The sequence below is a fragment of the Amycolatopsis albidoflavus genome (assembly GCF_039525725.1).
Taxonomy (GTDB): Bacteria; Actinomycetota; Actinomycetes; order Mycobacteriales; family Pseudonocardiaceae; genus Amycolatopsis; species Amycolatopsis albidoflava.
Genome location: NZ_BAAAHV010000008.1, coordinates 112,763 through 138,979, shown reverse-complemented (window position 1 = coordinate 138,979; position 26,217 = coordinate 112,763). Strand labels below are relative to the sequence as shown.

Here is a 26,217-nt window from a genome sequence, read left to right as displayed (position 1 = left end):
TCCTTCAGCTGGTGATCTTCAACGTGCGCACCACCTGCTCGCACGCGGCGTCGACGCGCTGCTGCACCGCCGGCGATTGGTACTGGCAGCCGACGTGCACCCGGATCCGGCCCTGCACGAGCACATACCAGCGGACGGTAATCCGTTCCGGTTTGCTCTCGACGTAGCCGATCACGCTCCGGCCACCGTAAGTCAGATCGGAGCGGAACGCAGTGTAGTTCGCGTTTCCCGTCACCCCGGATTGCAAAGCATCGACGAGTTTCTGCCGGTCCGCCGTCGCGTCGTAGTCCATGACGAACTCCTGCGCGAGCACGAGGTCGTTGCCCCGCTCGGCGTCCTGCGGGTGCAGGATCACCTGCCGGTCCGCGACCTCGTCGGTGGTTTGGACCCAGTCGTTCGGCGCGACGAGGCTGAAATCGTATTGGGAGAACGAGCGGCCTTGCTCGGAGTTGTCCCCGCGGCTGACGAAGTACACGATTCCGCCCGCGATCAGCGCCACGACCGCCACCGCCGCGGTGATCAGCCACAGCCGGCGGCGTTTCTTCGCTTTGCCGCCGGAGCCGCCCGCCGCCTCCGCGCCGGGAGCGCCGAACGCCCCGTTCCCGGAACCGTTCTGTCCCAACGCGTTCTTGCCCGGCCCAGTCCGCAGTGGACTCGGGGGCGCGACGGCGCCGAACGGCGCGCTTTGCGGCCCCCTCGCCGGATCGGCTGGCGAGAACCCGCGAGGCGGCACCGGAGCGTTTCGCGGCGGCGCGTTGAGCGCGTTCGGCACCGGCGGCACCCGCCGGGTCGGCGCGTCCCCGCGGACGATCTCGGTGCGGTGGTCGGCCTGCCCCGGGATCGACGAACCGGGCAGCACGCCGGTGCGGTCCGGTTCCAGCAGCACCGCCCGGAGCGCGCCGCGCGCGACGACCGTCTCCGGCTGGTCGAGGCTCGTCGGCACCACGCCGGTGCGCTCGTGCACCAGCCGGGAGATCATCGGGATCCGGCTCGAACCGCCGACGAGGAAGATCGCCGCGAGCTGCTTCGGACGCAGGCCGGAGTCGGCGATCGCGCCGCTGGTCAGCTCGACCACCCGGCCGAGCGGAGCCCCGATCAGCCGTTCCAGGTCCACTCGCGTCACGTGCGCGTCCGCGAACGGCGGCGGCAACGGGACGTCGGTGTACGTGTGCCTGGACAGTGTCTCTTTCGCGCCGCGAACGTCCTGGCGCAGCACTCGCCGACGTCGGCGCTCAGCCAGCTCGCGACCCTCGACCAGCTGCTGCCACGCCTGCGGATCCGTGCCGGACACCAGCGACCCGACGTGCTCCAGCAACGCCTGGTCGATGTCGGCCCCGCCGAAACTCGGGTCGCCTCGCGTGGCCAGCACCTGGAACCCGCCCCGCTGCGGAGGCGCGCCCGGCACTCGCGCCGCGCGCGCGGCCTCCGGCGACCGCTGGACGACGCTGACATCGACCGTGCCGCCGCCGAGATCGAGCACTGCCAGCGCGTCGCCAGGACGGCCGGAGAACTCGACCGTCCGGCCGCCCGGCGAAGCTTCCGGGGCGAAGGTGGCCGCGTGGTACACCGCCGCGGCCACCGGTTCCGGCACCAGCGCCACCTCGCGCGCCAGCCGTCCCGCGGCCTGGCGCAGCAGCCGGGTGCGGATCGCGCCCCAGTCCGCCGGGTGGGTGAGCACCAGCAGATCCACCTCGGCGTCGCCCGCGACGCGCCGCGCCTCGGCGACGGCCCGGTCCAGCACCGCGTGCACGACGTCGATGACCCGCAGCACCGAATCGCCGAGCAGCAGATCGCCCTCGTCGATCCGCCGCTTCGGATTCGGCTCGTAGCGCGACGGGTCGACGGCCGCCTGCCGCTCGGCCTCCTGGCCGACGAACAGGGTGCCGTCGGACGCCGCGTACACCGCCGAGGACATCAGCGGCTGCCCGTCGATCACCACGACCTGCGGTTCGCGACCGTTGACCGACACGACGACACAGGTGCTCGAGGTCCCGAAGTCGATCGCGACCCGCACCGTCACCGGGCACCCCTTCGGTCAGGCGCGCCGGCTCCTCCCCGGCCGGTCAGTCCGGCTGGATCCACGACACCTGCACGAGCTGCTTCCCGTTCTTGCGGCTCAGCATGTTGCCCCGGCCCGGCGGCATGGCGCTCGGCCGGATGTTGCCGATCAGCACGCCCTCGTCGCGGGAACCGTTCATCACCATGCCGGTGGCGGCGAGTTCCTTGAGCTTGCCGATGACCGGGTCGTACGCCGCCCGCGACGCACCACCGGTGCGCCGGACCACGATCAGGTGCAGGCCGACGTCCTTCGCCTGGGCGAGGAACTCCGACAGCGGCTTGAGCGGGTTCGTGGACTGCGTCGCCACCAGGTCGTAGTCGTCGACGATCACGAACAGCTCCGGACCGGTCCACCAGGACCGGGTCTTCAGCTGTTCCTGGGTGACGTCCGGACCCGGCAGCCGCCGCGTCATCGACCCGTGCACGTCCTGGACCATGCTGTCCAGCTGCGCCGAGGAAACGGCGTAGCCGAGCAGCGAATCGCCCTCGAGGAACCCGAGCATCGTGCGCCGGTAGTCGACCAGCAGGATCACGGCCTCCTGCGGCGTGTAGCGCTCGGTGATGCCGCGCGCGATCTGCCGCAGCAGGTTCGTCTTGCCGGACTCGCCGTCGGCGAACGCGAAGAAGTGCGGGTCCGCGTCGAAGTCCAGGTAGATCGGCTGCAGGTCTTCCTCGTTGACGCCGATCGGGACCAGCTTCGTGTCCCGCTTCTGGTCGATCTGCAGGACCTCTTCGTAGGTGATCATCTCCGGCAGCAGGCGCACCTGCGGGGCCACCCGGCCACGCCACGCCCCGCGGATCTTCGCGACCGCGTCCGCGACGCCCGCCGCGACTGTCTCCGGGTCACTCGACCCGTCGATCCGCGGCAGGCCGGTGAGCAGGTGCAGCTTGTCGCGGGTCAGACCGCGGCCCGGCCGCCCGGCAGGCACGTTGACCGCGATCCGGCGGTCCATTTCGGACTCCGTCGGGTCACCCAGACGCAGCTCGAACCGCGTGCCGAGCATGTCCTTGATCGCCGGCCGGAGGTCGGCCCACCGGTTCGCCGAGATGATGACGTGCACGCCGTAGGCGAGACCCTGCGTGGCCAGCCGGGTGATCGACGTCTCCAGCTCCTCGAAGTCGTCGCGCAGCGCCCGCCAGTTGTCCACGATCAGGAACGCGTCGCCGAACGGGTCCTGCTCCGGCGTGATCTCGCCGCGGCGCTTCCGGTTGCGGAACTCCGTCATCGAGTCGACGCCCAGCGCCCCGAACCGGCCTTCGCGCTCGGTCAGCAGCGTGGTCAGCTCGGCCACGATCCGGCGGGCCTTGTCCGGCTCGCGCCGGGCCACCGCGACCCCGCCGACGTGCGGAAGGTCCGCGAGGCCGGCGAGGGTACCGCCACCGAGGTCGAGGCAGTAGAACTGCGCTTCCTCGGGGGTGTGGGTGAGCGCCATCGACATGATCAGCGTCCGGAGCATGGTCGACTTGCCCGACTGCGGGCCGCCCGCGATGACGCCGTGGCCCTGCGCACCGGCGAAGTCCGCCCACAGGAAGTCGCGCCGCTGCTCGTACGGCCGGTCGACGATGCCCATCGGCACCTGCAGCCTGCCGTTGCCGAAGAACCCGACCGGGGACAGGCCGCGGTCGTCGGTGGGGTTGAGGTTCGGCAGCATCGTGTCGAGCGAGTTCGGCTCGTTCAACGGCGGCAGCCACACCTCGTGCGCCGGCGGGCCCTGCCCGATCAAGCGGCTGACGATGACGTCCAGTTCGCTGGGCTCGACGGCCTCTTCGGACTCCGGCTTCTTCGGTGCTTCCTGCTCCTCGACGACCGGTTCCGGCTCGGGTTCCTTCGGCAGCTCCACGAAGTCCGGCACGAACAGCTGCGGCCGCTTGTCGGCGCGCACCACCGTGGCGGCCGGGCCGGCCGCCTTGATGCCCGCGGGCCGGTACGGGCCCGAGACGTAAGAAGCCTTGAACCGCACCAGGGTCGAGGTGTCGTACTTCAGGTAACCGCCGCCGGGGACCGACGGCAGTTCGAACGCGTCCGGCACGCCGATCGCCGCGCGGGATTCCGCCGCGGAGAACGTCTTGAGGCCGATCCGGTAGGACAGGTGCGAGTCGAGACCGCGCAGCTTGCCCTCTTCCAGCCGCTGCGACGCCAGCAGCATGTGCATCTGCAGCGACCGGCCCAGTCGGCCGATCGCGACGAACAGGTCGATGAAGTCCGGTTTCGCCGCCAGCAATTCGGAGAACTCGTCGCAGACGATGAACAGCGCGGGCAGCGGGTCGAGGTCGGCGCCGTTTTCGCGGGCCTTCTCGTACTCCCAGACGTTCTTGAAGTTGCCGCCGTTCTTCAGCGCTTCCTGGCGGCGGTTCATCTCGCCGGCCAGCGCGTCCTTCATGCGGTCGACCAGCGTGACCTCGTCCGCGAGGTTGGTGATGACCGCGGACACGTGCGGTGCCTTGTCCAGGCCCAGGAACGTCGCGCCGCCCTTGAAGTCGACGAGGACGAAGTTGAGCGTGCTCGACGAGTGCGTGGCCAGCATGCCCAGCACCAGGGTGCGGAGGAACTCCGACTTGCCGGAACCGGTCGCGCCGATGCACAGGCCGTGCGGGCCCATGCCCTCCGCCGCGGCTTCCTTGATGTCCAGCTCCACCGGCTGGCCGTACTCGCCGACGCCGAACGGGACGCGGTAGCGGTCGCGGATCGGCCGGGGCCGCCACGCCTGCTGGACGTCGAACGTCATCGGGTCGCCGGGGATGCTGAGCAGTTCCAGCAGCGAGGGGTTGGACAGCAGCGGCTCTTCCTCGCTGACGTCCTGCCCGCCGCCCCCGCCGACGCGGTACGGCGCGAGGAGCCGGGCGAGCGCCTCGACCTCGACCACCGACAGCGAGTCCGGGCGGCCGAACCACTCGACGCCGCCCGCGCTGCGCGCGCCGAGCCGGTCTTCCTCGACCACGAGCCGCAGGCCGCGCCGGGCGGCGAGGTTGCCGACCGAATCGGAAAGGTCGACCAGGGTGACGCCGACCAGGCCCTCCTCGAGGATGATCTGCTCCTCGCGGGTGACCTCGGCGTCGTCCACGATGATCACGACGTGCGGCTGGTCCGGGGCGGGCGTCGCGTTGCGGGAGAACCGCTGCCGGTCGCGCAGCTCCTCGTCCAGCCAGTCTTCGATCTGCTTGAGCGAGCCCGCCATCATGCGCAGCTGGCCGATGCCGTCGGACAGCGTGGGGTGCTGGGTGTGCGGGAGCCACTTCGCCCACTCCCACTCCTCCTTCGCCCGGCCCGCGGTGGCGACCGCGATCATCACGTCGTCCGGGCTGTGGAAGGCGACCAGCTGGGCCAGCATCGCGCGGGTCAGCGCGCGGGTGCGGCTCCGCTCGCCCTGCATGCTGACCGCGGCGAACCCGCGGAGGGTGATCTGGGTGGGCAGGTCCGGCACGATCGAATGCGCGCGCACGAACCGGCGCAGCGCGAGGGTGGCGATCGGCTCCAGTTCGTCCACCGGGCCGGTCTGGGGCGGGACCAGCCGGGTGGCGAGGCGGTGCGAGCTGCGGCCGACGCGCAGGTGCAGGAAGTCCTGGTCGTTCTGCCTGCGCTCCCACATCCGGCGGCTGGCCGCGAGCGACCACAGCGACTGCGGGTCCGGGTGCACCCATTCGAGGGCGGCGCGCTGGTCGACCATCGCCTCGCGGGCGCGGTCGCGCATCTGGCCGAGGTACCGCAGGTAGTCCTTGCGGTCCTCGTCCATCTCGGCCTTCTTCTGGCCGCCGCCCTTGCCGCCGCCGCCCGCGAGCATGCCGACGGTGCCCATCAGCATCATGCCGCTCATCATGATCGTGGTCGGGTTTTTCGCGCCGCCCGCCGTGAACATGAAAACCATCATCCCGAGCGACGCGAAGATCATCACGCCCGGAATCGCCTTGGCGACAATGCTTCCCGGGATCGTGCGGGGCACCTCGGGCGGCGGCTCGAGATGCACCTCGCCGCCGGGCGGGCGCGGCGCGGCCAGCCGCGGCGACTTCTTGAACTGCAGCGTGCTCATCTCGAAGGACCCCTCTATTCCTGCTCGACGCCTGCACCCGGGTGCGCGGGACAACCTATCGAACGTCGCCCCGGAAATCCGGCCAACTCCCGGATCGGCATCTCGCACCCCCTCCGCGGGCCCGCGGCGGGGCCCGTCCTCCCAGTGCGCCCGAGTGTAGGGACCACCACCGACAGTCAACGGACCAGGCGGAGGAACCCGCTGGTCGGTCTGGTCTAACCGGGCCGGTACGGGTATTTTCGCCGACGATTTGCGGACACGCGCTGAAACCTGTCACCAGGTTCGGTATAAGTTCCCCCGGGAGCTGTCTTTTCAGAGCGGGGGATCTAGTGGCAACGGGCACGACGGTATTCAGCAGGGTCACGGTGGTCGCACCGACGACACGCATCGACGTCGCGCTTCCGGCCGACGTGGCGGTGGCCGACCTGCTGCCCATGCTTCTGGAGATGGCCAAGGAGGTCACTCCGGACGGCGGGGCCCGGCACGGCGGGTGGGCGCTGGCCAAGCTCGGCGACGCGCCGCTCGACCCGAGCCGGACGCTCGCGTCCCTCGGCGTGGTCGACGGCGAGCTGCTGCAGCTGCGCAAGCGGAACGAGAACCCGCCGCCGCCGATGTACGACGACGTGGTCGACGCCATCGCGGAGTCCGACCCAGACACCTTCCGTCCGTGGACGAAGGAGACCGCGCGCCGCTTCGGCCACGTCGCGGGCGGGCTCGCCCTGTTCTTCTCCGCGCTCGCGCTGTTCTTCAGCGGTTCCCTCTACGGCGGTTCCTCGCTCGGCCCGGCGATCGCCGGCGGCCTCGGCGCGATCGCCTGCGTCGCGGTCGGCGCCACGCTCGCCAAGGCCTACCAGGCCGAGGCCACCGGCGTGCTGATCGCGTCCGCGGGCGGCCTGCCGCTGGCCTTCGTGAGCGGGTTCTACATCGTGCCGGGGCTGTCCGTCCGGGCAAACCTTCTGCTCGGCGCGGTGCTGGTGCTGATCGTCTCGGCGGTCTGCATCCTCGTGGTCGGCGCGGGCATCCGGGTGTTCATCGCCACCGCCACCGCGGGCGTGTTCGGCTCGCTCGCCTTCCTCATCGCGACGCTCGTGACCAGCGCCGACACCTCGGCGGTCGCCGCGGGCACGGTCGCCGTCGCGCTGGGCTGCATCTCGTTCCTGCCGCGCGCCACCATCTGGCTCGCCAAGCTGCCGCTGCCCTACGTGCCGAGCACCGCCGAAGAACTGAAGGAAGACACCGGCTTCCCGGACTACAAGGCGATCGAGCAGCGCACCGCGGTCGCGCACGACTACATGACCGGCCTGATGATCGGCTGCGGCGCCACCACGGCGGTCGCGGCGGTCCTCGCGGCCACCGCGCCGAACGTCTTCGGCGTCATCCTCGGCGTCGTCGCGACGCTGGTCCTGCTGCTGCGCGCCCGTGCCTACGCCAACGGCGCGCAGGCCATCGCGCTGCTCACCACCGGCATGGTCGCCGCGGCGGGCATCCTGCTCGGCTGGCTGTTCTTCTCCGCCACCGCCGAGCAGCGGCTGCTGTACGTCTTCGGTGCGCTGATCCTGATCGCCGCGGCCGCCCTCGTGGTCGGCGTGGTCTTCCCGGACCAGCGTTTCTCGCCGCCGCTGCGGCGCACGGTGGAGATCATCGAGGCGATCTGCATCGCCGTGGTGCTGCCGCTCGCTCTCGGCGTGATGGACCTCTACTCGACGCTGCGCCACCTCAACCTCAAGTGAGCCGCGCGATGGGCTCCCCACGTTCCTTCCCCCGCAGGCTCGGCCTCCCCGGCCGCGCCGGGGTGGCGCTGTTCGCGGCCGGGCTGGGACTGCTGTCGCCGTTCGCCGCCGCTCCGGCGTCGGCGCAGACGGCGAGCGCGCCCGCCGGCACCTGGGCCACCCCGCCGCCGCTGGGTCCCGGCGACGCGCCGCCCGCCGACAGCCACGTGCCGGACAAGACGTACAAGAAGAAGAACGACTGCGTGCAGCGCAGTCTCGGGCAGAACGTCGAGATCAACTTCCGCCCGTGGGGCCAGGACTACCTGCAGCTGTCGAAGGCGCAGGAGATCGTCCGCGCGGCGAAAGGATCGGTCGGGGGCGACCAGCGGGTCGCCGTGATCGACACCGGCGTCACGCAGCATCCGTGGTTCCAGGGCCGGGTGGAAAGCGGCGGGGACTACGTGGCGAAGCCGGACAACGGCGCGGACCCGGGACTTCAGGACTGCGACGGCCACGGCACCGAGGTCGCCGGCATCATCGCGGGCAACCCGCAGGACCCGAAGGTCGGCTTCATCGGCGTGGCCCCGGACGCGCGCATCGTCTCCTACCGGCAGCTGAGCGAGAACTACGCCAAGGACGACAGCCCGCAGCAGCCCGCGTCTCCCCCGGCGAGCGGGACCGGCCAGCCGCCGGCGAGCGGCGACAACCAGAAGCCTCCGGCAGGCAGCAGCAACAGCCAGCTGCCCCCGTCCTCGGGCGGCGGCACCGGCAGCGGAAGCGGCACGGCGCCCCAGCAGGACAACAAGGGCGACAACCGGCAGCTGGCGAAGGAAGGCACCGCGGGCACGCTCAACACGCTCGCGCAGATCATCCGCGGCATTGCCGACCGCGGCGGGATCGGCGTGATCAACATGTCGGTCGACCACTGCCGCGCGGGCACCGCGCCCGGCGACATCCAGGAGGGCGAGCGCCTCGTCCAGGCCGCGGTGCACTACGCGGCCGAGAAGGACATCGTGGTCGTCGCGGCCGCGGGCAACGTCTCGGAAAACTGCCCGCAGAACGACCAGGCCGACCCGAACAAGCCGAAGTCGGTCGTCACTCCGCCGTGGTTCTCCGACGACGTGCTGTCCGTCGGGGCCATCCAGGAGGACGGCGGCATCGCGCCGTTCAGCGTGCACGGCCCATGGGTCGGCGTCGCCGCGCCGGGCACCAAGATCGTGTCGCTCGACCCGGCGGAACACTCGACCGGACTGGCGAACCTGACCATCGCGAACGGCAGCCCGTCGCCGATCCAGGGCACCAGCTTCGCCGCGCCGTACGTGGCCGGCGTCGCCGCGCTGGTCCGCTCGATGTACCCGAACCTGAGCGCGCGCGACGTGGTCAAGCGGCTCAAGGCGACCGCGCAGCACCCGGCCGCTCCGGGCGGGCGGGACAACTTCGTCGGCTACGGCGTGATCGACCCGGTGGCCGCGCTCACCGCGAACCTGCCCGGCGACACCGGAAACCTCGCGCTGCCGAAGCCGGTGGTGCAGGAGGCCAAGCTGCCGCCTGCCGACGGCATCAGCTCGACGCCGATGATCGTCGCGCTCGCCGGCACCGGCGGCGGCGTGGCGGCACTGCTGATCACGCTGTTCGTGGTGCACACGATCCGGCGAAACCGGTCCGGGGCGCCGCCTCCGCGATAACTCAGGCACGAGAAAAGGGCCGCTTCCCGCGATCATCGCGAGGAGCGGCCCTTTCTTTGTCCACAATGGAGAGCGCCCGGTTCCGGGGCCGGAGAAGGCCGCTGGCCGCGGATGTCGCGGCCAGCGGCCTTCCGGTCATTTTCCGGGTTTCGGCGGCTTCCCGTCCTTCTCCGGCCGCCGCGCGGGCGGGTCCTGGCCGATCACCGGCGGAGTCACCTGCGCGGGCTCGCCGAAGATCTCGGAGGTCTTCGCCGCCGTGCGCTGCCTCGGCTTGTGCTGCGAGCTTCCGCCGCCACCGCCTCCGCCGCCCATTCCGGCGAAGCCCATCATCGGCATCATCGACGTGCCCGAGCCCTGATTCGCCGCCGCGGCCTGCGGGGCCGGGGCGACCGGCTCGACCGGCGGAATGCCCGCCTGACCTTGCTCCAGCCGCGGATCGGCGGCGGTTTCCTTGCCGTGGTGGGATTCCTCGGCGGCGGACGGGCTCACCGAATCGTCCGAAGAGGACTCGACAGAGGCCGCCGAGGCCGCCGAGGCCACTGTGGACTCTCCGGCCGCGGCATCGGCCGACGGACTGGTCCCGGCAGCGGCACCCGCAGGGGTACTCGCGGGCCCGTCCGCGTCGTGCAGCCGGAACTGCTCCGCCGGATAGTGGTGCCGCAGTTCGATGCTCGACGGGCTCCCCGCCGGAGCGTCCACCCCGGAGCACAACCGGCCGAACTCGCGCAGCACGTCCTCCGCCGCCTCGTGCAAGGACTTCAGCGACTGCTCGGTCTCCCGCATCTGCGAACGCGCCCGCGAAGCGCCGCCACTGGGCAGCATCGCCGATTCGGACAGCAAATCGGCAGCGTCGACCAGCACCTCCTCCGCCGCGCCCGCGATCTTGCGCAGTGATTCGGTGAGCTGGTCGAGCGAACCGGCGAGCGCGTCGAGCGCGTCCTCCGCCCCCTCGCTCGCGGCGCGAATTTCGCCAAGGTAGGCGACAAACGCGTCCGCGTCGGGGCCGGACCACGACGCGTCGATCCGGCCGAGATCCTCAGCGAGGTCCTTGGACACCCTGGCCGCCGTGCGGGCCGCGGCGCGCAGGCTCTCGGCCTCCGCGTCCAGTTCCTCCCAGCGGCCGGTGAGCGGCTGGTAATAGGCGGCGACCGGATCCGGCACGCCCAGCTCGCGGGCGAGCTCGGTCACGTACGCCAGAGACGGCTCCGTCACGAGATCCTCCCGGCGCGCTCGATCCGCTCGGCCGCGTCGGCGTCCCGCTCGGCGTGGCCGGTGGTGAGCTGCTCCAGCGCCGCGGTGACCGACCGCAGCGCGGCCACCCCGGCGGTGAGCTGGCCGCGCAACGCCTGCGAAGCCTGCGCGTACGACTCCGGCACGCCCAGCCGCGCGGCCGCCTCGCCGTACGCCTCGGCGGTGGTCGCTCGCGCGCCCACCTCGCCCGCGGCGGTCTCCAGTTCGTCGGCCGCCTGCGCGACTTTCGCCGCGTAGCCGCCGACGACCGCGCCGTCGATCCGCACGGCGCTTGTTCCCGGACTGCTTCCCGGCGCTGACACGTTGAACCCTCCGCTCACCCGGCTATGTCCGAGTGTGACGGACGGAACCCGCCGTCAGTTCCCCGCGGGTTGCTGCTGTCCGGCCGCCTGCGGTTTGTACGAGCCCGCGTTCGGGTCGATCGGCACCGAATCGAACTGCTTCATGACGTTCTGCACGTTCAGCGACGCCCCGGTCGGCAGCAGCCCGATGATCGATTCCGGAGCGGGAAGCCGGTTGTTCAGCCCCAGCTCCTCCGCGGTCGCCGCGTCCGGGACGCCGTAGCGGATGCCCCGGTCGGAGATCAGCTGGATCGGTCCCTTGTTGAAGGTCGCGCTCGTCTCGGTGGCCGACTGCACCACCGCGCCGTACCCGGTTGGCATGTAGAAACCGGTGATCGGCACGCCGTTCGGGCCGGTGTTGCTGACGCTGATGATCTTCGAGGTGCCGTCGGCGTTCTTCTCCACCGGGATCTGCTTGTTGATGTAGACCGAGGTGTGCGCCTGGCTGTGGTCGGCGTTGAGCGTCCAACCGAGACACGACACCGGCGACTGGACGGCGTCGAGAACGGTCGGCACGACCTGCGGGTAGGTGTCGACCCGCACGTAGCCGGGGTCGCCCTGCTGCAGCACCTTGACGTTGTTGATCTTGTCGAGGCCCAGCGTCGGCGTGGTGGCGGTGCCGCCGCTCTTCGCCGTGCGGACGATGTCCGCGACCGCGGGCGACACCTTCTGGATGCCGTTCTTCGCGATGAGCCAGAACTCCTGCGCCCCGCCGGTCGGCTGGGTCGAGAAGACATTGCCGACGGTCAGTCCGTCGAAGCTGCTCGACGGCGTCGAACCCTCGTCGGCCACCGGCGGCGGGATCAGCTTGGTGACCTCGGGGATCGCGTTCAGCAAAGCCTGCGACACCTTGCGCGACTTCGTCGGCAGATGCAGCGCGGACCGCACCGGGTCGTTGGAGCCGGACGGCACCTCGGCGCGCACGGTGTTCGCGTTCGACCGGTAGATGAGGTAGGTCTTGCCGTTCCCGGCGTCGCCGAGCAGCGCCTGGTTCTGCTGCAGTTCGCTGCCGAGCTTGTCGATGCCGGCGATCACGTCGGTGTTGGTCTTGTTGACCGAATCCGGCTGCGGCAGCGACAGGTCGAGCACGACCTCGTCACACACCGCCCAGTTGGGGGTGATCCGCTGGTCCGCCGACGGCAGCAGCTGCGGCCCGTCCGGGATGCCGGTGAGCTTCTCGCGCGGCATGTTCTTCAACTGTTCATCGGAGACGACAGTCGGGTTCTTCACCTCGGCCGCCTGCTGCTGGCCGCCTTGGCCGCCGCCCGGCTGTCCCTGGCTGCTCTGCTGCTTCTGCGCCATGAGGATCAGCCGCGCCGACGCGAGGTTGAAGGTGGGGATCAGCCGCGACGGGTTTCCCGTGACGACATACACGGTGCCGGACTGCTCGCCGATCACGATGTTGTCCGACTGCGGCACCGCGGGCGCGGGGCTCAACAGGCCCCACAGCACGAAAACGACGGCGCCCAGCACGCCGAGGATGACGCCGACCGCGGTCGCGCGCCCGTGCGAGCGCATCGGGTCGTGCAACATCACCGCATCACGGCGGACCAGCGCGGACTGCATCCTGCGCAGGACGAACTTGTATGCCTGAACCTGAGACTTAGTCGTGGGTGTTGATGGCATTCTCGACCTACAGTCCTCCCCGTCGCGGTACGGTTCCGCAGGATAGCCGTACGGGGACCGTCTGGTGTGGGGTTTCTACCAACTCCGGTTAGGGTCAGGCATCCCGGGACCGGCTTTCCGGGTACGCAGCACTCACGAGGGGAAGAGAACGCGCGGATGTCCGTCAGCACGCCTCCACGTCCGCCTGGTCCGCAGGGACCGCCACCGCCTCCCGGGGGACGTCCCCCGGGTCCGCCGCAGCGGCCCGGCAGAACCGGCGGACCCGGTGCGGCTCCCGGCGGTCCCGGCATGCCCCCTCGCACTCCCGCTCCCGGCGGGCCCGGAGGTCCTGGCGGGCCCGGAGGTCCTGGACGGCCGGGCGGGCCGGTCACTCCCGGACCCGGTGTTCCCAAGCCCGGCGGCCCCGGCGCGCCTGGGCCCGGCGGACCCAAGCCTGGCGGCCCCGGTGGTCCCGGCGGTCCCGGTGGGCCTAAGCCTGGCGGCCCCGGCGGTCCTGGTGGACCGGGCGGACCGGGCGGACCTGGTGGTCCCACTGGCCCGCGCACTGGACGTCCTGGCGGCGGCGGGCCTGGCGGTCCCCGTCCGGGTGGTCCCGGCGGCAATGGTCCCGGCGGACCCGGCGGTCCCGGTGGGCCCGGTGGTCCGGGCGGCCCTGGCGGCGGCGGTCCCGGTGGTCCGGGCGGTCCCGGCGGCGGCGGACCTGGCGGCCCGGGTGGCCCCGGCGGACCGGGCGGTCCCGGTGGCCCCGAAAGCAGCGAACCCGCACCGACCGGCGGCGGCACCGCGACCGCGCTCCGGATGGCCCCGCCCTCGCGGCGGCGCTCCGGCGGCATCTCGCTCGGCCCGCTGCCGGTGGTCAACCTGGTCGTGCTGGAAGTCGGCGTCGCGATCGGGCTCGTGCTGCTCGCGATCAACATGCAGCTCAAGTACGTCGCGATCGGCGTCGCGGCGCTCGGCCTGATCTTCGCGTTCCTGCGCGTCGGCGGGCGCTGGTTCACCCAGTGGCTTTCGCTGACGCTGCGGTACCGGTTCCGCTCGCGCGGCCGGGTGGCGACCCCTCCGCCGCCGACCAGCATCGAGGAACTCGCCGAGGAAAGCGCCGTCACCGGCCCGGAGGACGCGCGCGTCAGCCTGCTGCGGCTGGCCGTGCCGGACCTCGTGGTGGCGCACGCCGTCGACCACGAACGGCAGGAAGTCGGCATCGCCTGGAACGACGGCACCTGGACCGCGGTCCTGCTCGTCGAGCCGATGCCGGCGATGATCTCGCAGGCGGGCGGCGCGCCCAGCCTTCCGCTGTCCGCGCTCGCGCCGTGCCTGGAAGACCGCGGCGTGCTGCTCGATTCCATCCAGATGATCTGGCACAGCTACCCGGGTTCGGCCGCGATGCCCGCGGACGCCCCGGCGCTCAGCTCCTATCTCGAGGTGCTCGGCCCGCTGCCCGCGGCCGCGCGGCGGACGACGTGGATCGCGGTCCGGCTCGACCCGCGGCGCTGCCCGGAGGCGATCCGGGAACGCGGCGGCGGCGTCGTCGGCGCGCACCGCGCGATGATCGGCGCGCTGTCGCGGGTGCGGAACGCGCTGGAATCCCAAGGCGTGCCGACCCGGCCGCTCGACCCGGACGAGTTGCTGCGCGCCAGCATCTCGGCGGCCGAGCTCACCGCGGTCGCCGGTTCGAACGAGAAGGTCAGCCTGCAGGAGAGCTGGACCGGCGTCACCGCGGCCGGCATCGGGCACTCCAGCTACGCGATCACCGGCTGGCCCAAGGGCAAGATCAGCGGCAGCCTCAACGGGCTCACCAGCGTGCGCGCACTGTCCGCGACGGTCGCCATGGCGATCTCGCCGTCCGCCGACGAGGGCCGCATCGGCCTGCGCGGCGTGGTGCGGCTCAGCGCCCGCAACCCGCGTGAGCTGGACGCGGCCGACCAGCGGCTGCAGAGCATCGCGGAGCGGCTGGACGTCGACCTGACCCCGTTGAAGGGCATGCAGATCTCGGCGTTCTCCGCGACGCTGCCGATCGGAGGGACGGCATGAGCGCCGCTTGCCAGCGAATCATCGTTATTCATGCCGCCGCCTCCCGGGCAGCCAGCGTGAAAGCCCTCAAGGAGGCGGCGGCATGAGCACCCGAGTTCGCGACGCCGGGCAGAACACCGGCGTCGCCCCGGAATTCACCGTCGACCCGGCCATGCTCGACGCGATCAGCCCGTCCGGCGACCGCGGCGGCGTCGTCCTCGGCTCCGGCCTCAAGGGCGAACCGCTGACGGTGTCGGCGCTGCGCTCGCAGCCGACCCGCATCGTGCTCGTCGGAGGCCTCTACCTGGCCCGCCAGGTCGCGATGCGCGCCATGGCGACGGGCGCCTGGGTGGTCGTGGCCACCGGACGGCCGGCGGCGTGGCAGGTGCTGCAGCAGGCCGCCGGAAGCCGCGACGGACGCCCGTCGCCGCTGGTGCAGATCCGCCGGCTTTCGCCGGTCGAGCTGCCGCGCCCGTCCGAGGACGCCCCGCTGCTCGTGGTGACCGACGGCGGCCCGACCCCGCAGGACCTGTTCCCGCCCCGGTCGCCCTGGCAGACCACGGTGTACGTGCTGCCGTACCTGCACCCGCAGGCGGGCACCACGGCGAATGCGGCGGACCTCGTGCTGATGCAGCGGCTGCCCGCCGGACAGGCTGAACTGGCCGCCCGCATCTGGCGGCTGCCGCCGCAGATGATGCGCCAGCTGACCACGTTGAAGGACGACCAGGTCGTCGCGCTGGGCACGAACCTGTGGCGGCCGCTGCGGCTGGTCACGACGCAGAAGGAACAGCAGCTGCTCGGCCCGGTTCGCCGGGGCGACTGAGCACCTCCGGAACGTCGAAAGGCCTCCTTGCCTGGATTCCGGCAAGGAGGCCTTTCACAGTTTGCGGTGCTCGGCCTCGGTCAAGACCACCACATTCGGCGGGAGGCCGATGGCCCACTCCGCCAGGTGCTCAGCCACCGACTGATACGGCAAAGTCCCGGTCGCGGTCGCGATCACCAGGTCGTACGCGTCGTCCTCCGGCGCGTCCAGGTCGTAGCCGTTGAGCCCGTAGAAGACGTACACCGACATCCAGCCCAGCCGCTTGTTGCCGTCGATCAGCGGGTGGTTCCGGACGAGGGATTCCAGCAGCACCGCGGCTTTCTCGTGCGGGTCCGGATAAGCGTCCTGCCCCATCAGCGAGGACTGCGGCCGGTGCGCCGCCGCGTCGAGCAAGCCCAGATCGCGCACCCGGGGCACCCCGAGATCGCCCGCGAGCGTGAGCAGATCGTCGAGCGTCAGGTACTCGATCACTGCGCCAGGCGATCAAGCAGGGAGGCGTAGCGGGCGCGGCCTTCCGCGGACAGGTCTCGCACCCGGTCGTCCCGGACCCGGCGGGCCGCGGCGTCCGCGATCGCCCGCACCACCGCTTCGTGCTTGCTCACCCCGTCCGCCTCGGCAAGCAACGCGAGCGCACGCTCCAACTCGTCGTTCAACCGCAAAGTCATCGCCATGAGGTGGATGATACCACTCTGGTATCATCGGTGGCCTGCTCTTTTACCGCAGACCCGGCCTAAAGCTCGGTCGACGACCGCACATTCCGGGTCTGCTCCGCCCGCGCGGCCAGCAGATCGTCGGGCGGGTAGTCCACCGCCGTCAACGTCAGCCCGTGCGCCGGAGCGACCGCGCTGTCCCGCGCCCCGCTCGCCAAAACCTCGCCAGGCCAGCCGGTTCCGCGCCGCCCGTCCCCCACGAGCAGCAACACCCCGACCAGGCTCCGGACCATGGAATGGCAGAACGCGTCCGCGCTGACCCGGACTTCCAGCAGGTGCTCGTCGATCCGGGTCCATTCCAGACGCTGCAGCTCGCGGATCGTCGTGCCGCCCTCGCGCTGTTTGCAGTACGCCGCGAAGTCCTGCAGCCCCAGCAAGGTCTCAGCGGCGGCGTTCATCCGCTCTGTCGACAGTGGACGGCCCCAGGCCAGAGTGTCGTTGCGCCGCAAGGGATCGACGCCCCACGGGGCATCTGAGACGCGATACCGGTAGTGCCGGCGGATGGCCGAGAACCGGGCGTCGAAACCCGCCGGGGCCACACGGGCGTTCAATACCCGGGCGTCGGCGGGCAAAAGCTTGTTCCAGCGGCCGCGCATCCGCGTCAGATCCGGGATTCCCTGTTCGTCCACGGGAATCCGCCCCGGCGCACCAGGCGCGAACGGGACGACGTCGACGTGCACGACCTGACCAGTCGCGTGCACTCCGGCATCCGTGCGGCCCGCGACGACCACGGACTTCGGCACCGACTCCCCCGGCGGCTGGCGGTGCAGCGCCTGTTCCAGCTCGGCCTGCACGGTGCGCCGGCCGGGCTGGCGGGCCCAGCCGGAGAAATCCGTGCCGTCGTAACTCACGTCCAAGCGCAGACGAACGAGCCCGCCCTCCCCGTGGGGAGCGGCGGGCTCGTCCGATGTAGACAGTGCCGGCAGGACTCAGTCCTTCTTGGCGTCCGCGTCGTCCGAGGCAGCAGCCTCGTCCGCAGCCGGGGCGGCCTCTTCGGCAGCCGGGGCCTCTTCGGTCGCGGCAGGAGCCTCAGCGGCTTCCTCGACGACCGGAGCGGCGGCGACCTCGTCCTTGGCGAACTTGGTACCGCGGGCCCGCTCGGCCTCAGAGGTGACGGTCTTCTCCGCGACCAGTTCGATGACGGCCATGGCGGCGTTGTCGCCCTTGCGCGGCATCGTCTTGGTGATGCGGGTGTAACCGCCGGCGCGCTCCGCGAAGTGCGGGCCGATCTCGGCGAACAGCTTGTGCACGACGTCCTTGTCCCGGACGACCTTCTGCACCAGGCGACGGTTGTGCAGGTCGCCCCGCTTCGCCTTGGTGATCAGCTTCTCGGCCAGCGGGCGGACCCGCTTGGCCTTGGCCTCGGTCGTCGTGATCTTGCCGTGCTCGAACAGCTGAGTGGCCAGGTTGGCCAGGATCAGCCGCTCGTGCGCGGCAGACCCGCCGAGCCGGGCTCCCTTGGTAGGGGTGGGCATGACTTTCTCCTAGTTCAGCTCACAGCGTCCGGGCACGAGGCCTCAGAGCTGCTCGGTCTCTGCGTAGTCCTGGCCATCGTCGTGGCCGTCGTCCGAAATCCCGCCGCCGATGCCGGCGACCCCTTCCGACCAGCCTTCGCCGTCGTAGCTGGTGGCAGCCGCGGACGGGTCGAACCCGGGCGGGCTGTCCTTCAGCGCGAGGCCGAGGCCGACGAGCTTCAGCTTGACCTCGTCGATCGACTTGGCGCCGAAGTTGCGGATGTCGAGAAGGTCCGCCTCGCTGCGCGAGACCAGCTCGCCAACGGTGTGGATGCCTTCGCGCTTCAGGCAGTTGTACGACCGGACGGTGAGGTCCAGGTCCTCGATCGGCATCGCGTAGGCGGCGATGGTGTCCGCCTCCTGCGGCGACGGGCCGATCTCGATGCCCTCGGCGTCGACGTTCAGCTCGCGGGCGAGACCGAACAGCTCCACCAGCGTCTTGCCGGCCGAGGCCACCGCGTCGCGCGCGGTGATCGACGGCTTGGTCTCGACGTCCAGGATCAGCTTGTCGAAGTCGGTGCGCTGCTCGACACGGGTGGCCTCGACCTTGTAGGTCACCTTCAGCACCGGCGAGTAGATCGAGTCGACCGGGATCCGGCCGATCTCCGCGCCCGCCTGCTTGTTCTGCAGGGCCGGAACGTAACCGCGGCCGCGCTCGACGACGAGCTCGATCTCGAGCTTGCCCTTGCCGTTCAGCGACGCGATGTGCAGATCCGGGTTGTGCACGGTGACGCCCGCGGGCGGCACGATGTCGGCAGCCGTGACCTCACCGGGGCCCTGCTTGCGCAGGTACATGGTGACCGGCTCGTCCTCTTCCGAGGACACGACCAGTTCCTTCAGGTTCAGGATGATGTCGGTGACGTCTTCCTTCACCCCGGGAACGGTGGTGAATTCGTGCAGCACGCCGTCGATGCGGATGCTCGTCACGGCCGCGCCCGGGATGGACGACAGCAGCGTGCGCCGCAGCGAGTTGCCGAGCGTGTAGCCGAAGCCGGGCTCCAGCGGTTCGATGGTGAACCGGGAGCGGGTCTCGTTGACCGTCTCTTCGCCGAGAGCCGGCCGCTGGGAAATCAGCATTTCTTAGTTTCCTTTCCAGACGACGCCCGCCATATGACGTCGAAGGGATGGCGTGGCGGCGGCGCACTCTGGGCGCCGCCGCCCTGCAACCAGTCGCAGAGACCGGTTACTTCGAGTAAAGCTCGACGATCAACTGTTCCTGAACCGGAACATCGATCTGCGCGCGCTCCGGCAGCTGGTGGACCAGCACGCGGAGGTTCGACGGAACGACCTGCAGCCACGCCGGGACCGGACGGTCGCCGAAGGACTCCTTCGCGACCACGAACGGAAGCGTGCCCGCCGACTTCGGCTTGACGTCGATGATGTCCCACTTGGTGACCTGGTAGGACGGCACGTTGACCTTGACGCCGTTGACCAGGAAGTGGCCGTGGCTCACCAGCTGCCGCGCCTGACGGCGGGTGCGGGCGATGCCGGCGCGGTAGATCACGTTGTCCAGCCGGGACTCGAGGATCTGCAGCAGGTTCTCACCGGTCTTGCCCGGACGCCGCACGGCTTCCTTGTAGTACCGGACGAACTGGCGCTCGAGAACGCCGTAGGTGTAGCGAGCCTTCTGCTTCTCCTGCGACTGCAGGAGGTACTCGGACTCCTTGATGCGCCCGCGGCCGTGCTGGCCCGGCGGGTAGGGGCGACGCTCGAAAGCCTGGTCGCCGCCGATGAGGTCAACCTTGAGGCGACGCGAAATACGCGTCGCGGGGCCGGTGTAACGAGCCATTTCTTAGTACTCCTCCCCGTTCCTCAGACCCGGCGCCGCTTGGGCGGGCGGCAGCCGTTGTGAGGCTGCGGGGTCACGTCCTGGATGGTGCCGACCTCGAGGCCGGCCGCCTGCAGCGAGCGGATCGCCGTCTCGCGGCCCGAACCCGGGCCCTTCACGAAAACGTCGACCTTCTTCATGCCGTGCTCGGCAGCCTTGCGGGCGGCGTTCTCGGCGGCCATCTGCGCGGCGAACGGAGTCGACTTGCGCGAGCCCTTGAAGCCCACGTGGCCGCTCGACGCCCACGCGATCACGGCGCCGGTCGGGTCCGTGATCGAGACGATGGTGTTGTTGAAGGTGCTCTTGATGTGCGCGTGACCGTGCGCGACATTCTTCTTTTCCTTGCGGCGGACCTTCTTGGCCCCCGCAGTGCGGCTCTTGGGTGGCATGTTCTGAGGGATCTCCTGTTAGCGCGCGTTCTCTTGGTGAGCGGCGACCGCTTCCTGCTGCCCGCGGCGGATGATGGATCCGGCGTCGGTGTAGAGGTTGCGCAGTGCCATCGGGCGGGCGTAGAGCGCCTTGGGCGAGACACAAGCCGTGGAGCGACGGACGGAACCGCCCATGCGAACGACCTTCTTGCCCTGGGTGCTCACTTCTTGCCAGCCTTCTTCTTGCCGGCGACCGTCTTCTTCGGGCCCTTGCGGGTGCGGGCGTTGGTCTTGGTGCGCTGACCGCGCACCGGCAGACCGCGACGCCAGCGCAGACCCTGGTAGGTCCCGATCTCGATCTTGCGCCGGATGTCGGCGTTCACCTCACGGCGAAGGTCACCCTCGACCTTGAAGTTTTCGTCGATGTAGTCCTTCAGCTTGACGAGATCCTCGTCGCTGAGGTCCTTGACGCGGGTGTCGGCGTTCAGCTCGGCAGCAGCGATCATCTGCTTCGAGCGGGTACGGCCGATCCCGTAGATGTAAGTCAGCGCGATCTCCAACCGCTTCTCGCGGGGGAGGTCGACGCCAGCGAGTCGTGCCACTGGTGCTCCTTTTTCGGGTTCGTCTTCAGGTCTGCTCCCCGTCCGGTTCCGGAACCGACTCGCCTGTCGTGCCCGGGGCTTGCGCCCCGGGTGTCCCGGCCCCGGCCTGAAGTCCGGGGGTGCACCGGGCCGCTTTCGCGGCCCGGCAGGTACGGGGAGGGTGGGTAGCCGTCAAGCGGCCTGCTGCAGTGCGGTGGTCAGCCCTGACGCTGCTTGTGACGCAGGTTCTCGCAGATCACCATGATCCGGCCGTGACGGCGGATCACCTTGCACTTGTCGCAGATCTTCTTGACGCTCGGCTGGACCTTCACGTCTTCCTGCTTCCTGCTCTGCTCGGCTCTGGCGTGATCACTTGTAGCGGTAGACGATGCGACCACGGGAGAGGTCGTAGGGCGACAGCTCCACGACAACCCTGTCCTCCGGCAGGATGCGGATGTAGTGCTGCCGCATCTTGCCGCTGATGTGTGCCAGGACCTTGTGGCCGTTCTCCAACTCGACGCGGAACATCGCGTTGGGGAGCGGCTCGACCACGCGGCCTTCGACCTCGATGGCCCCGTCTTTCTTAGCCATGTCCTCCGCAATCCCTGATGCACGCTTGATGTGCACAGCGTGATCGGTTTTGAGCTCGAGTCCTTGCTTACTGGGTGGTGCTCGGCCACACTCGGCCCCGGGTCCATGAGGTTCGCGAGAATTCACGAGCATGCTGGAACCGGCGCATGAGCGCGCCGACTTGACAGTGTACGCAACCCGTGCAGTGCCCCGTCGACCGGGGGTGAAGTAGACCCTTGTGAGTGGCGGCGCGGGGCCGCTCAGGACTCTTCGGGCAGGGTGAGCACCCAGGGACCGTCTTCGGTGATGGCGACGGTGTGCTCCCAGTGCGCGGCGCGCGAACCGTCGATGGTGACGACCGTCCAGCCGTCTTCCAGTTCGAGGGTTTCGCCGCTGCCGCCGGTCAGCATGGGCTCGACCGCGAGCGCCATGCCGGGCTTGAGCCGCGGGCCCTTGCCGGGTTTGCCGACGTTCGGCAGGAACGGCTCCATGTGCATCTCGCGGCCAATGCCGTGGCCGCCGTATTCGAGGATCATCCCGTACTCGCGGCCGTCGTCCCGGCCCGCCTTCTCGGCGGCGGTCTGCACGGCGAACGAGATGTCGGTGAGCCGGGAACCCGCGCGGACGGCTTCGATGCCCGCCCACATGGCGCGTTCGGTGGCCGCGGACAGCTGCCGGTCCTTTTCGCTGACCTCGCCGATCTCCAGCGTGACCGCGGAGTCGCCGTGCCAGCCGCCGAGGATCGCGCCGCAGTCGACCGAGATCAGGTCGCCCTCGGCGAGCACCTGCTTGCTCGACGGGATGCCGTGCACGATCTGCTCGTTCACCGACGCGCAGATCGACGCCGGGAACCCGTGGTAGCCCTTGAACGAGGGCACCGCGCCGGCGTCGCGGATCGTCTGCTCGGCCAGTTCGTCGAGCTCGGCCGTGCTGACCCCGGGCCGCGCGAGTTCGCGCACGCCGGCCAGGGTGCGGGCGACGACGAGTCCGGCCGCCCGCATGGCCTCCAGCTCGCCGCGGGTCTTGACCTCGATCATGCGCCCGCGGCGGAGCACTTGCAGAACACGCAATCCTCCGAGGTTCACGTGCGGTCGCGCAGCGCTTTCAGCACGCGGTCCGAGATCTCCTGCACCTCGCCGACGCCGTCGACCTTCACCAGGATGTCGGCGTAGTACTCCAGCAGCGGCGCGGTCTCCGACACGTACACCTGCTGGCGGCGGCGGATCACGTCTTCGGTGTCGTCCGAGCGGCCGCGCGACATGAGGCGGCCGACGACGACGTCCTCGGCCACGTCGAGCTGGATGACCGCGTCGAGCTTGGTGTCGGCGTCGCTCAGCATCTCGCCGAGGACCTCGGCCTGCTTGGTGTTGCGGGGGAACCCGTCGAGCAGGAAGCCCGCCTTCGCGTCCGGTTCGGCCAGCCGCTCGCGGACCATCTCGTTGGTCACCGAGTCCGGCACCAGTTCGCCCGAGTCCAGGTACCGCTTGGCCTCCTGGCCGAGCGGGGTCTCCTGGCCCACGTGCGCCCGGAACAGGTCGCCCGTCGAGATGTGCGGGATCCGCAGCTGCTCGGACAGGGCAACCGCCTGCGTGCCTTTGCCCGCGCCGGGCGGGCCGACGAGAACCAGTCGCGTCACTTCAAGAACCCTTCGTAGTTGCGCTGCATCAGCTGGCTTTCGATCTGTTTCACGGTGTCGAGCCCGACGCCGACCATGATCAGCACAGCCGTGCCACCGAACGGGAAGTTCTGGTTGTTCCCGCTGCCGGTGAGGGACAGGAAGAAGTTCGGGAGGATCGCGATGATGCCCAGGTACAGCGAGCCGGGGAGAGTGATCCGGCCCAGCACGAAGCTGAGGTACTCGGCGGTGGGACGACCGGGCCGGATGCCCGGGATGAAGCCGCCGAACTTCTTCATCTCTTCCGCACGCTCGTCCACGTTGAACGTGATCGTGATGTAGAAGTAGGTGAAGAAGATGATCAACAGGAAGTAGAGCAGGATGTGCACCCAGCTGCTCTGGTTGACCAGGTAGTTCTGAATGAACGACTGCCAGCCCGAGTTGCTCTGCGGGTCGCCGATCAGCTGGCTGAGCAGCTGCGGCAGGTACAGCAGCGAAGAGGCGAAGATGACCGGGATGACGCCGGCCTGGTTCACCTTGATCGGCAGGTAGGTCGAGGTGCCGCCGTACATCCGGCGGCCGACCATGCGCTTGGCGTACTGCACCGGGATCCGGCGCTGGCCCTGCTCGACGAAGATGACGCTGGCGATGATCACCAGGCCGAACGCGAGAACCACGACCAGCGCGACGCCGCCGCCGTTGCTGATGATGTTGGCGCCCTCGGCCGGGATGCGGGCCGCGATGTTCAGGAAGATCAGGACGGACATGCCGTTGCCGACGCCGCGCTCGGTGATGAGCTCGCCCAGCCACATCATCACCGCGGTGCCCGCGGTCATGGTGACCACGATCAGCGTCAGCGAGTAGATGCTGTTGTCCGGGATGATCGGCTGCGAGCAACCCTGGAACAGGGTGCCGCGGTCGGCGAGCGCGACCACGCCGGTGGCCTGCAGGATCGCCAGCGCGATCGTGAGGTACCGGGTGTACTGGGTCAGCTTGTTCTGGCCGGACTGGCCTTCCTTCTTCAGCTCCTCGAACCGAGGGATGACCACGGTGAGCAGCTGAATGATGATGCTCGCGGTGATGTAGGGCATGATGCCCGTCGCGAACAGCGACAGCTGCAGCAGCGCACCGCCGCTGAAGAGGTTGAGCAGCTGGTACACGCCCTGCTGATCGGCCTGTGCGGTACAGGCCTGCACGGCGGCGAACGAGACCCCCGGAGCCGGGATGGTTGCACCGATCCGGTAGACCGCGACGATGGCTAGCGTGAACAGGATCTTCTTGCGTAGATCCGGCGTCGCGAGAGCCGAGCGGAATGCGCTGAGCACGCGGGGGACCTCCTCGGCGTCGTCGGTCGTCCCAACCGACGATCGGCTTGGCCGGTACGAGACCGGCGGGATGTCTGACTCACTGGCAAGCCAGGAACGCTTCAGGGCAAACAGGCCCGGAAGCGTGCCGCCGACTCTAACAGCTTCGCATGGGCCGCCCGCAGCGCGTGTGCGTTTTACGTCTCAGCGCGAGACAGCCCCGCGGCACTGAGCCGCAGGTGAGGCCAGTCGGAGCACAGATGATCACCTGTTCGGCCCGCACCGTTCGGCGGGCTTTCCCGCAGCAGCACGAAAAAACGCCACCGCCCGCGCCCCCACTGACGATCCGTGAGGGGAACCTTCACGGACTCAGAGTCCCTCAGGGTTCCCCTCACAGACAAACATCCCCCCAGGGCTCCCCTCCGAACCGGCATTCCCTCAAGGAGCCCCTCACGGAACCAGATTCCCTCAAGGAGCCCTTCACGGACCGCCTCCGCCCACCGCCGGAACGCGCCCCAATGTGGCATTGGGTGCGTCAGACGCACCGAACGCCACATTGGGTGCGTGCGATGCACCCAATGCCACATTGGGGCGCAAGCCCCCACCCACCAACAAACCGCACCGATGCACCACGACAACCGCACCGGTACACCTCAACAAACCGCACCGGTGCACCCAACGATCGAGGCACCCAGCCCCTCCCCCGCACCCCGATACGAAGCTCTCCTGCGGTTCGGGGGTGCTTGTCAAGGCATCTTTCCCGCCTTGACAAGCACCCCCGAACCGTCAGCACAATCAAGCTTCGGGGTGCCCCACGCAACCAAGGGGCCAATGTCGCCGCCAGGCGACGAGCCAGCAGACAAAACAAAACGGACCCGCCCGGAAAACCGGACGGGCCCGCTTCACAACGCAGCCAGATCAGCTAACGGTGGCCGAACCACCAGCAGCCTCGATCTTCTCCTTGGCAGAACCAGAGAAAGCATGCGCGGTCAGCTCGAGCTTGACCCCGTTAAGATCCCCGTTCCCGAGCACCTTAACCAGCTTGCCCTTGCGGACAAGCCCATTCGCGGCCAACTCCTCCGGACCGACCTTGCCACCATCAGCGAACACCCGGGCGATGTCGCCCACGTTCACCGGCTGGTACTCGGTGCGGAACCGGTTCTTGAATCCACGCAGCTTCGGCAGCCGCATGTGGATGGGCATCTGCCCACCCTCGAAGCCGGCGGGCACGTTCTTCCGGGCCTTGGTGCCCTTCGTACCGCGACCGGCGGTCTTGCCCTTCGAACCCTCACCACGGCCGACGCGGATCTTGTCGCGCTTGGCGCCAGGAGCCGGACGAAGGTGGTGGATCTTGATGGCGGTCATGCCTGGACCTCCTCGACCTCCACCAGGTGGCGGACGGTGTGGATCAGGCCGCGCACCTGGGGGGTGTCCTCACGCACGACGCTCTGGCGGATCTTGCGCAGCCCGAGGGTGCGCAGCGACTCGCGGTGAGCGTGCTTCGTGCCGATCTTGCTCTTGACCTGAGTGACCTTGAGCTGAGCCATGTCAGACCCCCTGGCCGGCACGCTGACGCAGCATCCGGGCCGGGGCGACGTCCTCGAGCGGCAGACCGCGGCGAGCGGCCACCTCCTCCGGACGCTGCAGGCCCTTCAGGGCCGCCACGGTCGCGTGCACGATGTTGATCGCGTTGTCGGAGCCGAGCGACTTCGACAGCACGTCGTGGACGCCCGCGCACTCCAGCACCGCGCGCACCGGGCCGCCGGCGATGACGCCGGTACCAGCGGAGGCGGGACGGAGCAGCACGACACCGGCGGCTTCCTCACCCTGGATCGGGTGCGGAATGGTGCCGGCGACGCGCGGAACGCGGAAGAAGTTCTTCTTCGCTTCCTCGACGCCCTTGGCGATGGCCGCGGGAACTTCCTTGGCCTTGCCGTAGCCGACGCCGACCTGACCGTCGCCGTCGCCGACGACCACCAGGGCGGTGAAGCTGAAGCGACGACCGCCCTTGACGACCTTGGCGACGCGGTTGATCGTCACGACCTTCTCAAGGTGCGGGGTCTTGTCCTGGCCGGCCCCGCCACGGCCGCCGTCGCGCCGGTCCCGGCCGCCACCGCGGCGGTCGTTGCGGTCGTTGCCGCCCTGACCGCCCGGTCCGCCCTGGCCGCCGCCGAATTGCCGTGTACGTCCCGGCATCAG

General features: G+C 69.9%; 26 protein-coding genes. 4 read left to right on the top strand and 22 right to left on the bottom strand.

All coding sequences use genetic code 11. The annotated features are described in order from the left end of the window. Window positions 1-4 precede the first annotated feature (4 nt). Both ABD156_RS11030 and eccCa read right to left on the bottom strand, forming a co-directional pair. The gene (locus tag ABD156_RS11030) at window positions 5-2,020 is read right to left on the bottom strand and encodes a type VII secretion-associated protein (RefSeq protein ID WP_344270262.1); all 2,016 of its coding nucleotides are present in this window, start codon (window positions 2,018-2,020) and stop codon (window positions 5-7) included. 43 nt (window positions 2,021-2,063) lie between these two features. Next, complete coding sequence (eccCa, locus tag ABD156_RS11025) at window positions 2,064-6,083, bottom strand: type VII secretion protein EccCa (RefSeq protein WP_344270259.1); 4,020 nt, start codon at window positions 6,081-6,083, stop codon at window positions 2,064-2,066. Window positions 6,084-6,412: 329 nt separating this feature from the next. On the opposite strand from eccCa, the gene eccD reads away from it, so the two are divergent. Continuing rightward, a complete protein-coding gene (eccD, locus tag ABD156_RS11020) occupies window positions 6,413-7,813 on the top strand; it encodes a type VII secretion integral membrane protein EccD (protein ID WP_344270256.1) in 1,401 nt (466 codons plus the stop codon). Window positions 7,814-7,821: 8 nt separating this feature from the next. Further along, window positions 7,822-9,477, top strand: coding sequence for a S8 family serine peptidase (locus ABD156_RS11015; protein WP_344270253.1), 1,656 nt, complete (start codon window positions 7,822-7,824; stop codon window positions 9,475-9,477). Window positions 9,478-9,612: 135 nt separating this feature from the next. Here the strand turns inward: ABD156_RS11015 and ABD156_RS11010 are convergent, their stop codons facing one another. From ABD156_RS11010 to eccB, 3 genes are all read right to left on the bottom strand, one after another. Further along, window positions 9,613-10,689, bottom strand: coding sequence for a WXG100 family type VII secretion target (locus tag ABD156_RS11010; protein WP_344270250.1), 1,077 nt, complete (start codon window positions 10,687-10,689; stop codon window positions 9,613-9,615). Continuing rightward, on the bottom strand, window positions 10,686-10,994 hold the full coding sequence (locus ABD156_RS11005) for a hypothetical protein (RefSeq protein ID WP_344270248.1): 309 nt from the start codon (window positions 10,992-10,994) through the stop codon (window positions 10,686-10,688). The genes ABD156_RS11010 and ABD156_RS11005 overlap by 4 nt, the downstream gene beginning before the upstream one ends. Before the next feature lie 90 nt (window positions 10,995-11,084). Next, window positions 11,085-12,635 (bottom strand): type VII secretion protein EccB, encoded by a 1,551-nt coding sequence (gene eccB, locus ABD156_RS11000; protein WP_377926201.1) that lies wholly within the window; start codon window positions 12,633-12,635, stop codon window positions 11,085-11,087. Between the two features lie 858 nt (window positions 12,636-13,493). Between eccB and eccE the strand changes: the two genes are divergently transcribed. Both eccE and ABD156_RS10990 read left to right on the top strand, forming a co-directional pair. Further along, on the top strand, window positions 13,494-14,726 hold the full coding sequence (eccE, locus tag ABD156_RS10995) for a type VII secretion protein EccE (RefSeq protein WP_344270242.1): 1,233 nt from the start codon (window positions 13,494-13,496) through the stop codon (window positions 14,724-14,726). Window positions 14,727-14,808: 82 nt separating this feature from the next. Beyond that, window positions 14,809-15,528 (top strand): hypothetical protein, encoded by a 720-nt coding sequence (locus tag ABD156_RS10990; protein ID WP_067587903.1) that lies wholly within the window; start codon window positions 14,809-14,811, stop codon window positions 15,526-15,528. 54 nt (window positions 15,529-15,582) lie between these two features. On the opposite strand, the gene ABD156_RS10985 is transcribed toward ABD156_RS10990, so the two are convergent. From ABD156_RS10985 to rpsE, 17 genes are all read right to left on the bottom strand, one after another. Beyond that, window positions 15,583-15,999 carry a type II toxin-antitoxin system death-on-curing family toxin gene (locus tag ABD156_RS10985; protein WP_344270233.1) on the bottom strand — a complete coding sequence of 139 codons (417 nt, stop codon included), beginning with the start codon at window positions 15,997-15,999 and terminating at the stop codon, window positions 15,583-15,585. Beyond that, the gene (locus tag ABD156_RS10980; RefSeq protein ID WP_344270230.1) at window positions 15,996-16,199 is read right to left on the bottom strand and encodes a CopG family transcriptional regulator; all 204 of its coding nucleotides are present in this window, start codon (window positions 16,197-16,199) and stop codon (window positions 15,996-15,998) included. Before ABD156_RS10980 ends, ABD156_RS10985 begins: the two co-directional genes overlap by 4 nt. A 59-nt stretch (window positions 16,200-16,258) precedes the next feature. Further along, complete coding sequence (truA, locus tag ABD156_RS10975; protein WP_344270227.1) at window positions 16,259-17,095, bottom strand: tRNA pseudouridine(38-40) synthase TruA; 837 nt, start codon at window positions 17,093-17,095, stop codon at window positions 16,259-16,261. Between the two features lie 72 nt (window positions 17,096-17,167). Next, window positions 17,168-17,713 (bottom strand): 50S ribosomal protein L17, encoded by a 546-nt coding sequence (gene rplQ, locus ABD156_RS10970; protein WP_344270224.1) that lies wholly within the window; start codon window positions 17,711-17,713, stop codon window positions 17,168-17,170. A 42-nt stretch (window positions 17,714-17,755) separates the two neighbouring features. Next, window positions 17,756-18,829, bottom strand: coding sequence for a DNA-directed RNA polymerase subunit alpha (locus tag ABD156_RS10965; protein WP_009072342.1), 1,074 nt, complete (start codon window positions 18,827-18,829; stop codon window positions 17,756-17,758). A 106-nt stretch (window positions 18,830-18,935) separates the two neighbouring features. After that, window positions 18,936-19,541 carry a 30S ribosomal protein S4 gene (gene rpsD / locus ABD156_RS10960; RefSeq protein ID WP_344270220.1) on the bottom strand — a complete coding sequence of 202 codons (606 nt, stop codon included), beginning with the start codon at window positions 19,539-19,541 and terminating at the stop codon, window positions 18,936-18,938. A 23-nt stretch (window positions 19,542-19,564) separates the two neighbouring features. Continuing rightward, window positions 19,565-19,969 carry a 30S ribosomal protein S11 gene (gene rpsK / locus ABD156_RS10955; RefSeq protein WP_009072340.1) on the bottom strand — a complete coding sequence of 135 codons (405 nt, stop codon included), beginning with the start codon at window positions 19,967-19,969 and terminating at the stop codon, window positions 19,565-19,567. Window positions 19,970-19,987: 18 nt separating this feature from the next. Beyond that, window positions 19,988-20,173, bottom strand: a complete 186-nt coding sequence (locus ABD156_RS10950) for a hypothetical protein (protein ID WP_009072338.1) — start codon at window positions 20,171-20,173, stop codon at window positions 19,988-19,990. Beyond that, complete coding sequence (gene rpsM / locus ABD156_RS10945) at window positions 20,170-20,550, bottom strand: 30S ribosomal protein S13 (RefSeq protein ID WP_009072337.1); 381 nt, start codon at window positions 20,548-20,550, stop codon at window positions 20,170-20,172. Before rpsM ends, ABD156_RS10950 begins: the two co-directional genes overlap by 4 nt. Before the next feature lie 197 nt (window positions 20,551-20,747). Further along, window positions 20,748-20,861, bottom strand: coding sequence for a 50S ribosomal protein L36 (gene rpmJ / locus ABD156_RS10940; RefSeq protein ID WP_004558882.1), 114 nt, complete (start codon window positions 20,859-20,861; stop codon window positions 20,748-20,750). Window positions 20,862-20,898: 37 nt separating this feature from the next. Then, window positions 20,899-21,120: a translation initiation factor IF-1 gene (infA, locus tag ABD156_RS10935; protein WP_004558881.1), complete on the bottom strand. Its 222-nt coding sequence runs from the start codon at window positions 21,118-21,120 to the stop codon at window positions 20,899-20,901. 239 nt (window positions 21,121-21,359) lie between these two features. Next, entirely contained in the window at window positions 21,360-22,136 is a 777-nt protein-coding gene (gene map, locus ABD156_RS10930) for a type I methionyl aminopeptidase (protein WP_344270724.1), read from the bottom strand. 44 nt (window positions 22,137-22,180) lie between these two features. Next, on the bottom strand, window positions 22,181-22,735 hold the full coding sequence (locus ABD156_RS10925) for an adenylate kinase (protein ID WP_344270205.1): 555 nt from the start codon (window positions 22,733-22,735) through the stop codon (window positions 22,181-22,183). Continuing rightward, window positions 22,732-24,039: a preprotein translocase subunit SecY gene (secY, locus tag ABD156_RS10920; RefSeq protein ID WP_344270202.1), complete on the bottom strand. Its 1,308-nt coding sequence runs from the start codon at window positions 24,037-24,039 to the stop codon at window positions 22,732-22,734. The genes ABD156_RS10925 and secY overlap by 4 nt, the downstream gene beginning before the upstream one ends. Window positions 24,040-24,936: 897 nt before the next feature. Further along, entirely contained in the window at window positions 24,937-25,383 is a 447-nt protein-coding gene (gene rplO, locus ABD156_RS10915; RefSeq protein ID WP_009072329.1) for a 50S ribosomal protein L15, read from the bottom strand. Further along, window positions 25,380-25,565: a 50S ribosomal protein L30 gene (rpmD, locus tag ABD156_RS10910; RefSeq protein WP_004558875.1), complete on the bottom strand. Its 186-nt coding sequence runs from the start codon at window positions 25,563-25,565 to the stop codon at window positions 25,380-25,382. Before rpmD ends, rplO begins: the two co-directional genes overlap by 4 nt. A gap of 1 nt (window position 25,566) precedes the next feature. Beyond that, window positions 25,567-26,214: a 30S ribosomal protein S5 gene (gene rpsE, locus ABD156_RS10905; RefSeq protein WP_067583695.1), complete on the bottom strand. Its 648-nt coding sequence runs from the start codon at window positions 26,212-26,214 to the stop codon at window positions 25,567-25,569. Window positions 26,215-26,217: the final 3 nt, after the last annotated feature.

Bases quoted from the DNA above. Each gene is read 5' to 3' on its own strand.
- eccCa (WP_344270259.1), bottom strand. From the start codon at position 6,083: ATGAGCACGCTGCAGTTCAAGAAGTCGCCGCGGCTGGCCGCGCCGCGC.
- rpsD (WP_344270220.1), bottom strand. From the start codon at position 19,541: ATGGCTCGTTACACCGGCCCCGCGACGCGTATTTCGCGTCGCCTCAAG.
- rpsE (WP_067583695.1), bottom strand. From the start codon at position 26,214: ATGCCGGGACGTACACGGCAATTCGGCGGCGGCCAGGGCGGACCGGGC.
- rplO (WP_009072329.1), bottom strand. From the start codon at position 25,383: ATGACCGCCATCAAGATCCACCACCTTCGTCCGGCTCCTGGCGCCAAG.
- rplQ (WP_344270224.1), bottom strand. From the start codon at position 17,713: ATGCCCACCCCTACCAAGGGAGCCCGGCTCGGCGGGTCTGCCGCGCAC.
- ABD156_RS11015 (WP_344270253.1), top strand. From the start codon at position 7,822: ATGGGCTCCCCACGTTCCTTCCCCCGCAGGCTCGGCCTCCCCGGCCGC.
- infA (WP_004558881.1), bottom strand. From the start codon at position 21,120: ATGGCTAAGAAAGACGGGGCCATCGAGGTCGAAGGCCGCGTGGTCGAG.
- map (WP_344270724.1), bottom strand. From the start codon at position 22,136: ATGATCGAGGTCAAGACCCGCGGCGAGCTGGAGGCCATGCGGGCGGCC.
- eccE (WP_344270242.1), top strand. From the start codon at position 13,494: ATGGCCCCGCCCTCGCGGCGGCGCTCCGGCGGCATCTCGCTCGGCCCG.
- eccB (WP_377926201.1), bottom strand. From the start codon at position 12,635: ATGCAGTCCGCGCTGGTCCGCCGTGATGCGGTGATGTTGCACGACCCG.
- ABD156_RS10965 (WP_009072342.1), bottom strand. From the start codon at position 18,829: ATGCTGATTTCCCAGCGGCCGGCTCTCGGCGAAGAGACGGTCAACGAG.
- ABD156_RS10980 (WP_344270230.1), bottom strand. From the start codon at position 16,199: ATGGCGATGACTTTGCGGTTGAACGACGAGTTGGAGCGTGCGCTCGCG.
- ABD156_RS10990 (WP_067587903.1), top strand. From the start codon at position 14,809: ATGAGCACCCGAGTTCGCGACGCCGGGCAGAACACCGGCGTCGCCCCG.
- rpsK (WP_009072340.1), bottom strand. From the start codon at position 19,969: ATGCCACCCAAGAGCCGCACTGCGGGGGCCAAGAAGGTCCGCCGCAAG.
- rpmD (WP_004558875.1), bottom strand. From the start codon at position 25,565: ATGGCTCAGCTCAAGGTCACTCAGGTCAAGAGCAAGATCGGCACGAAG.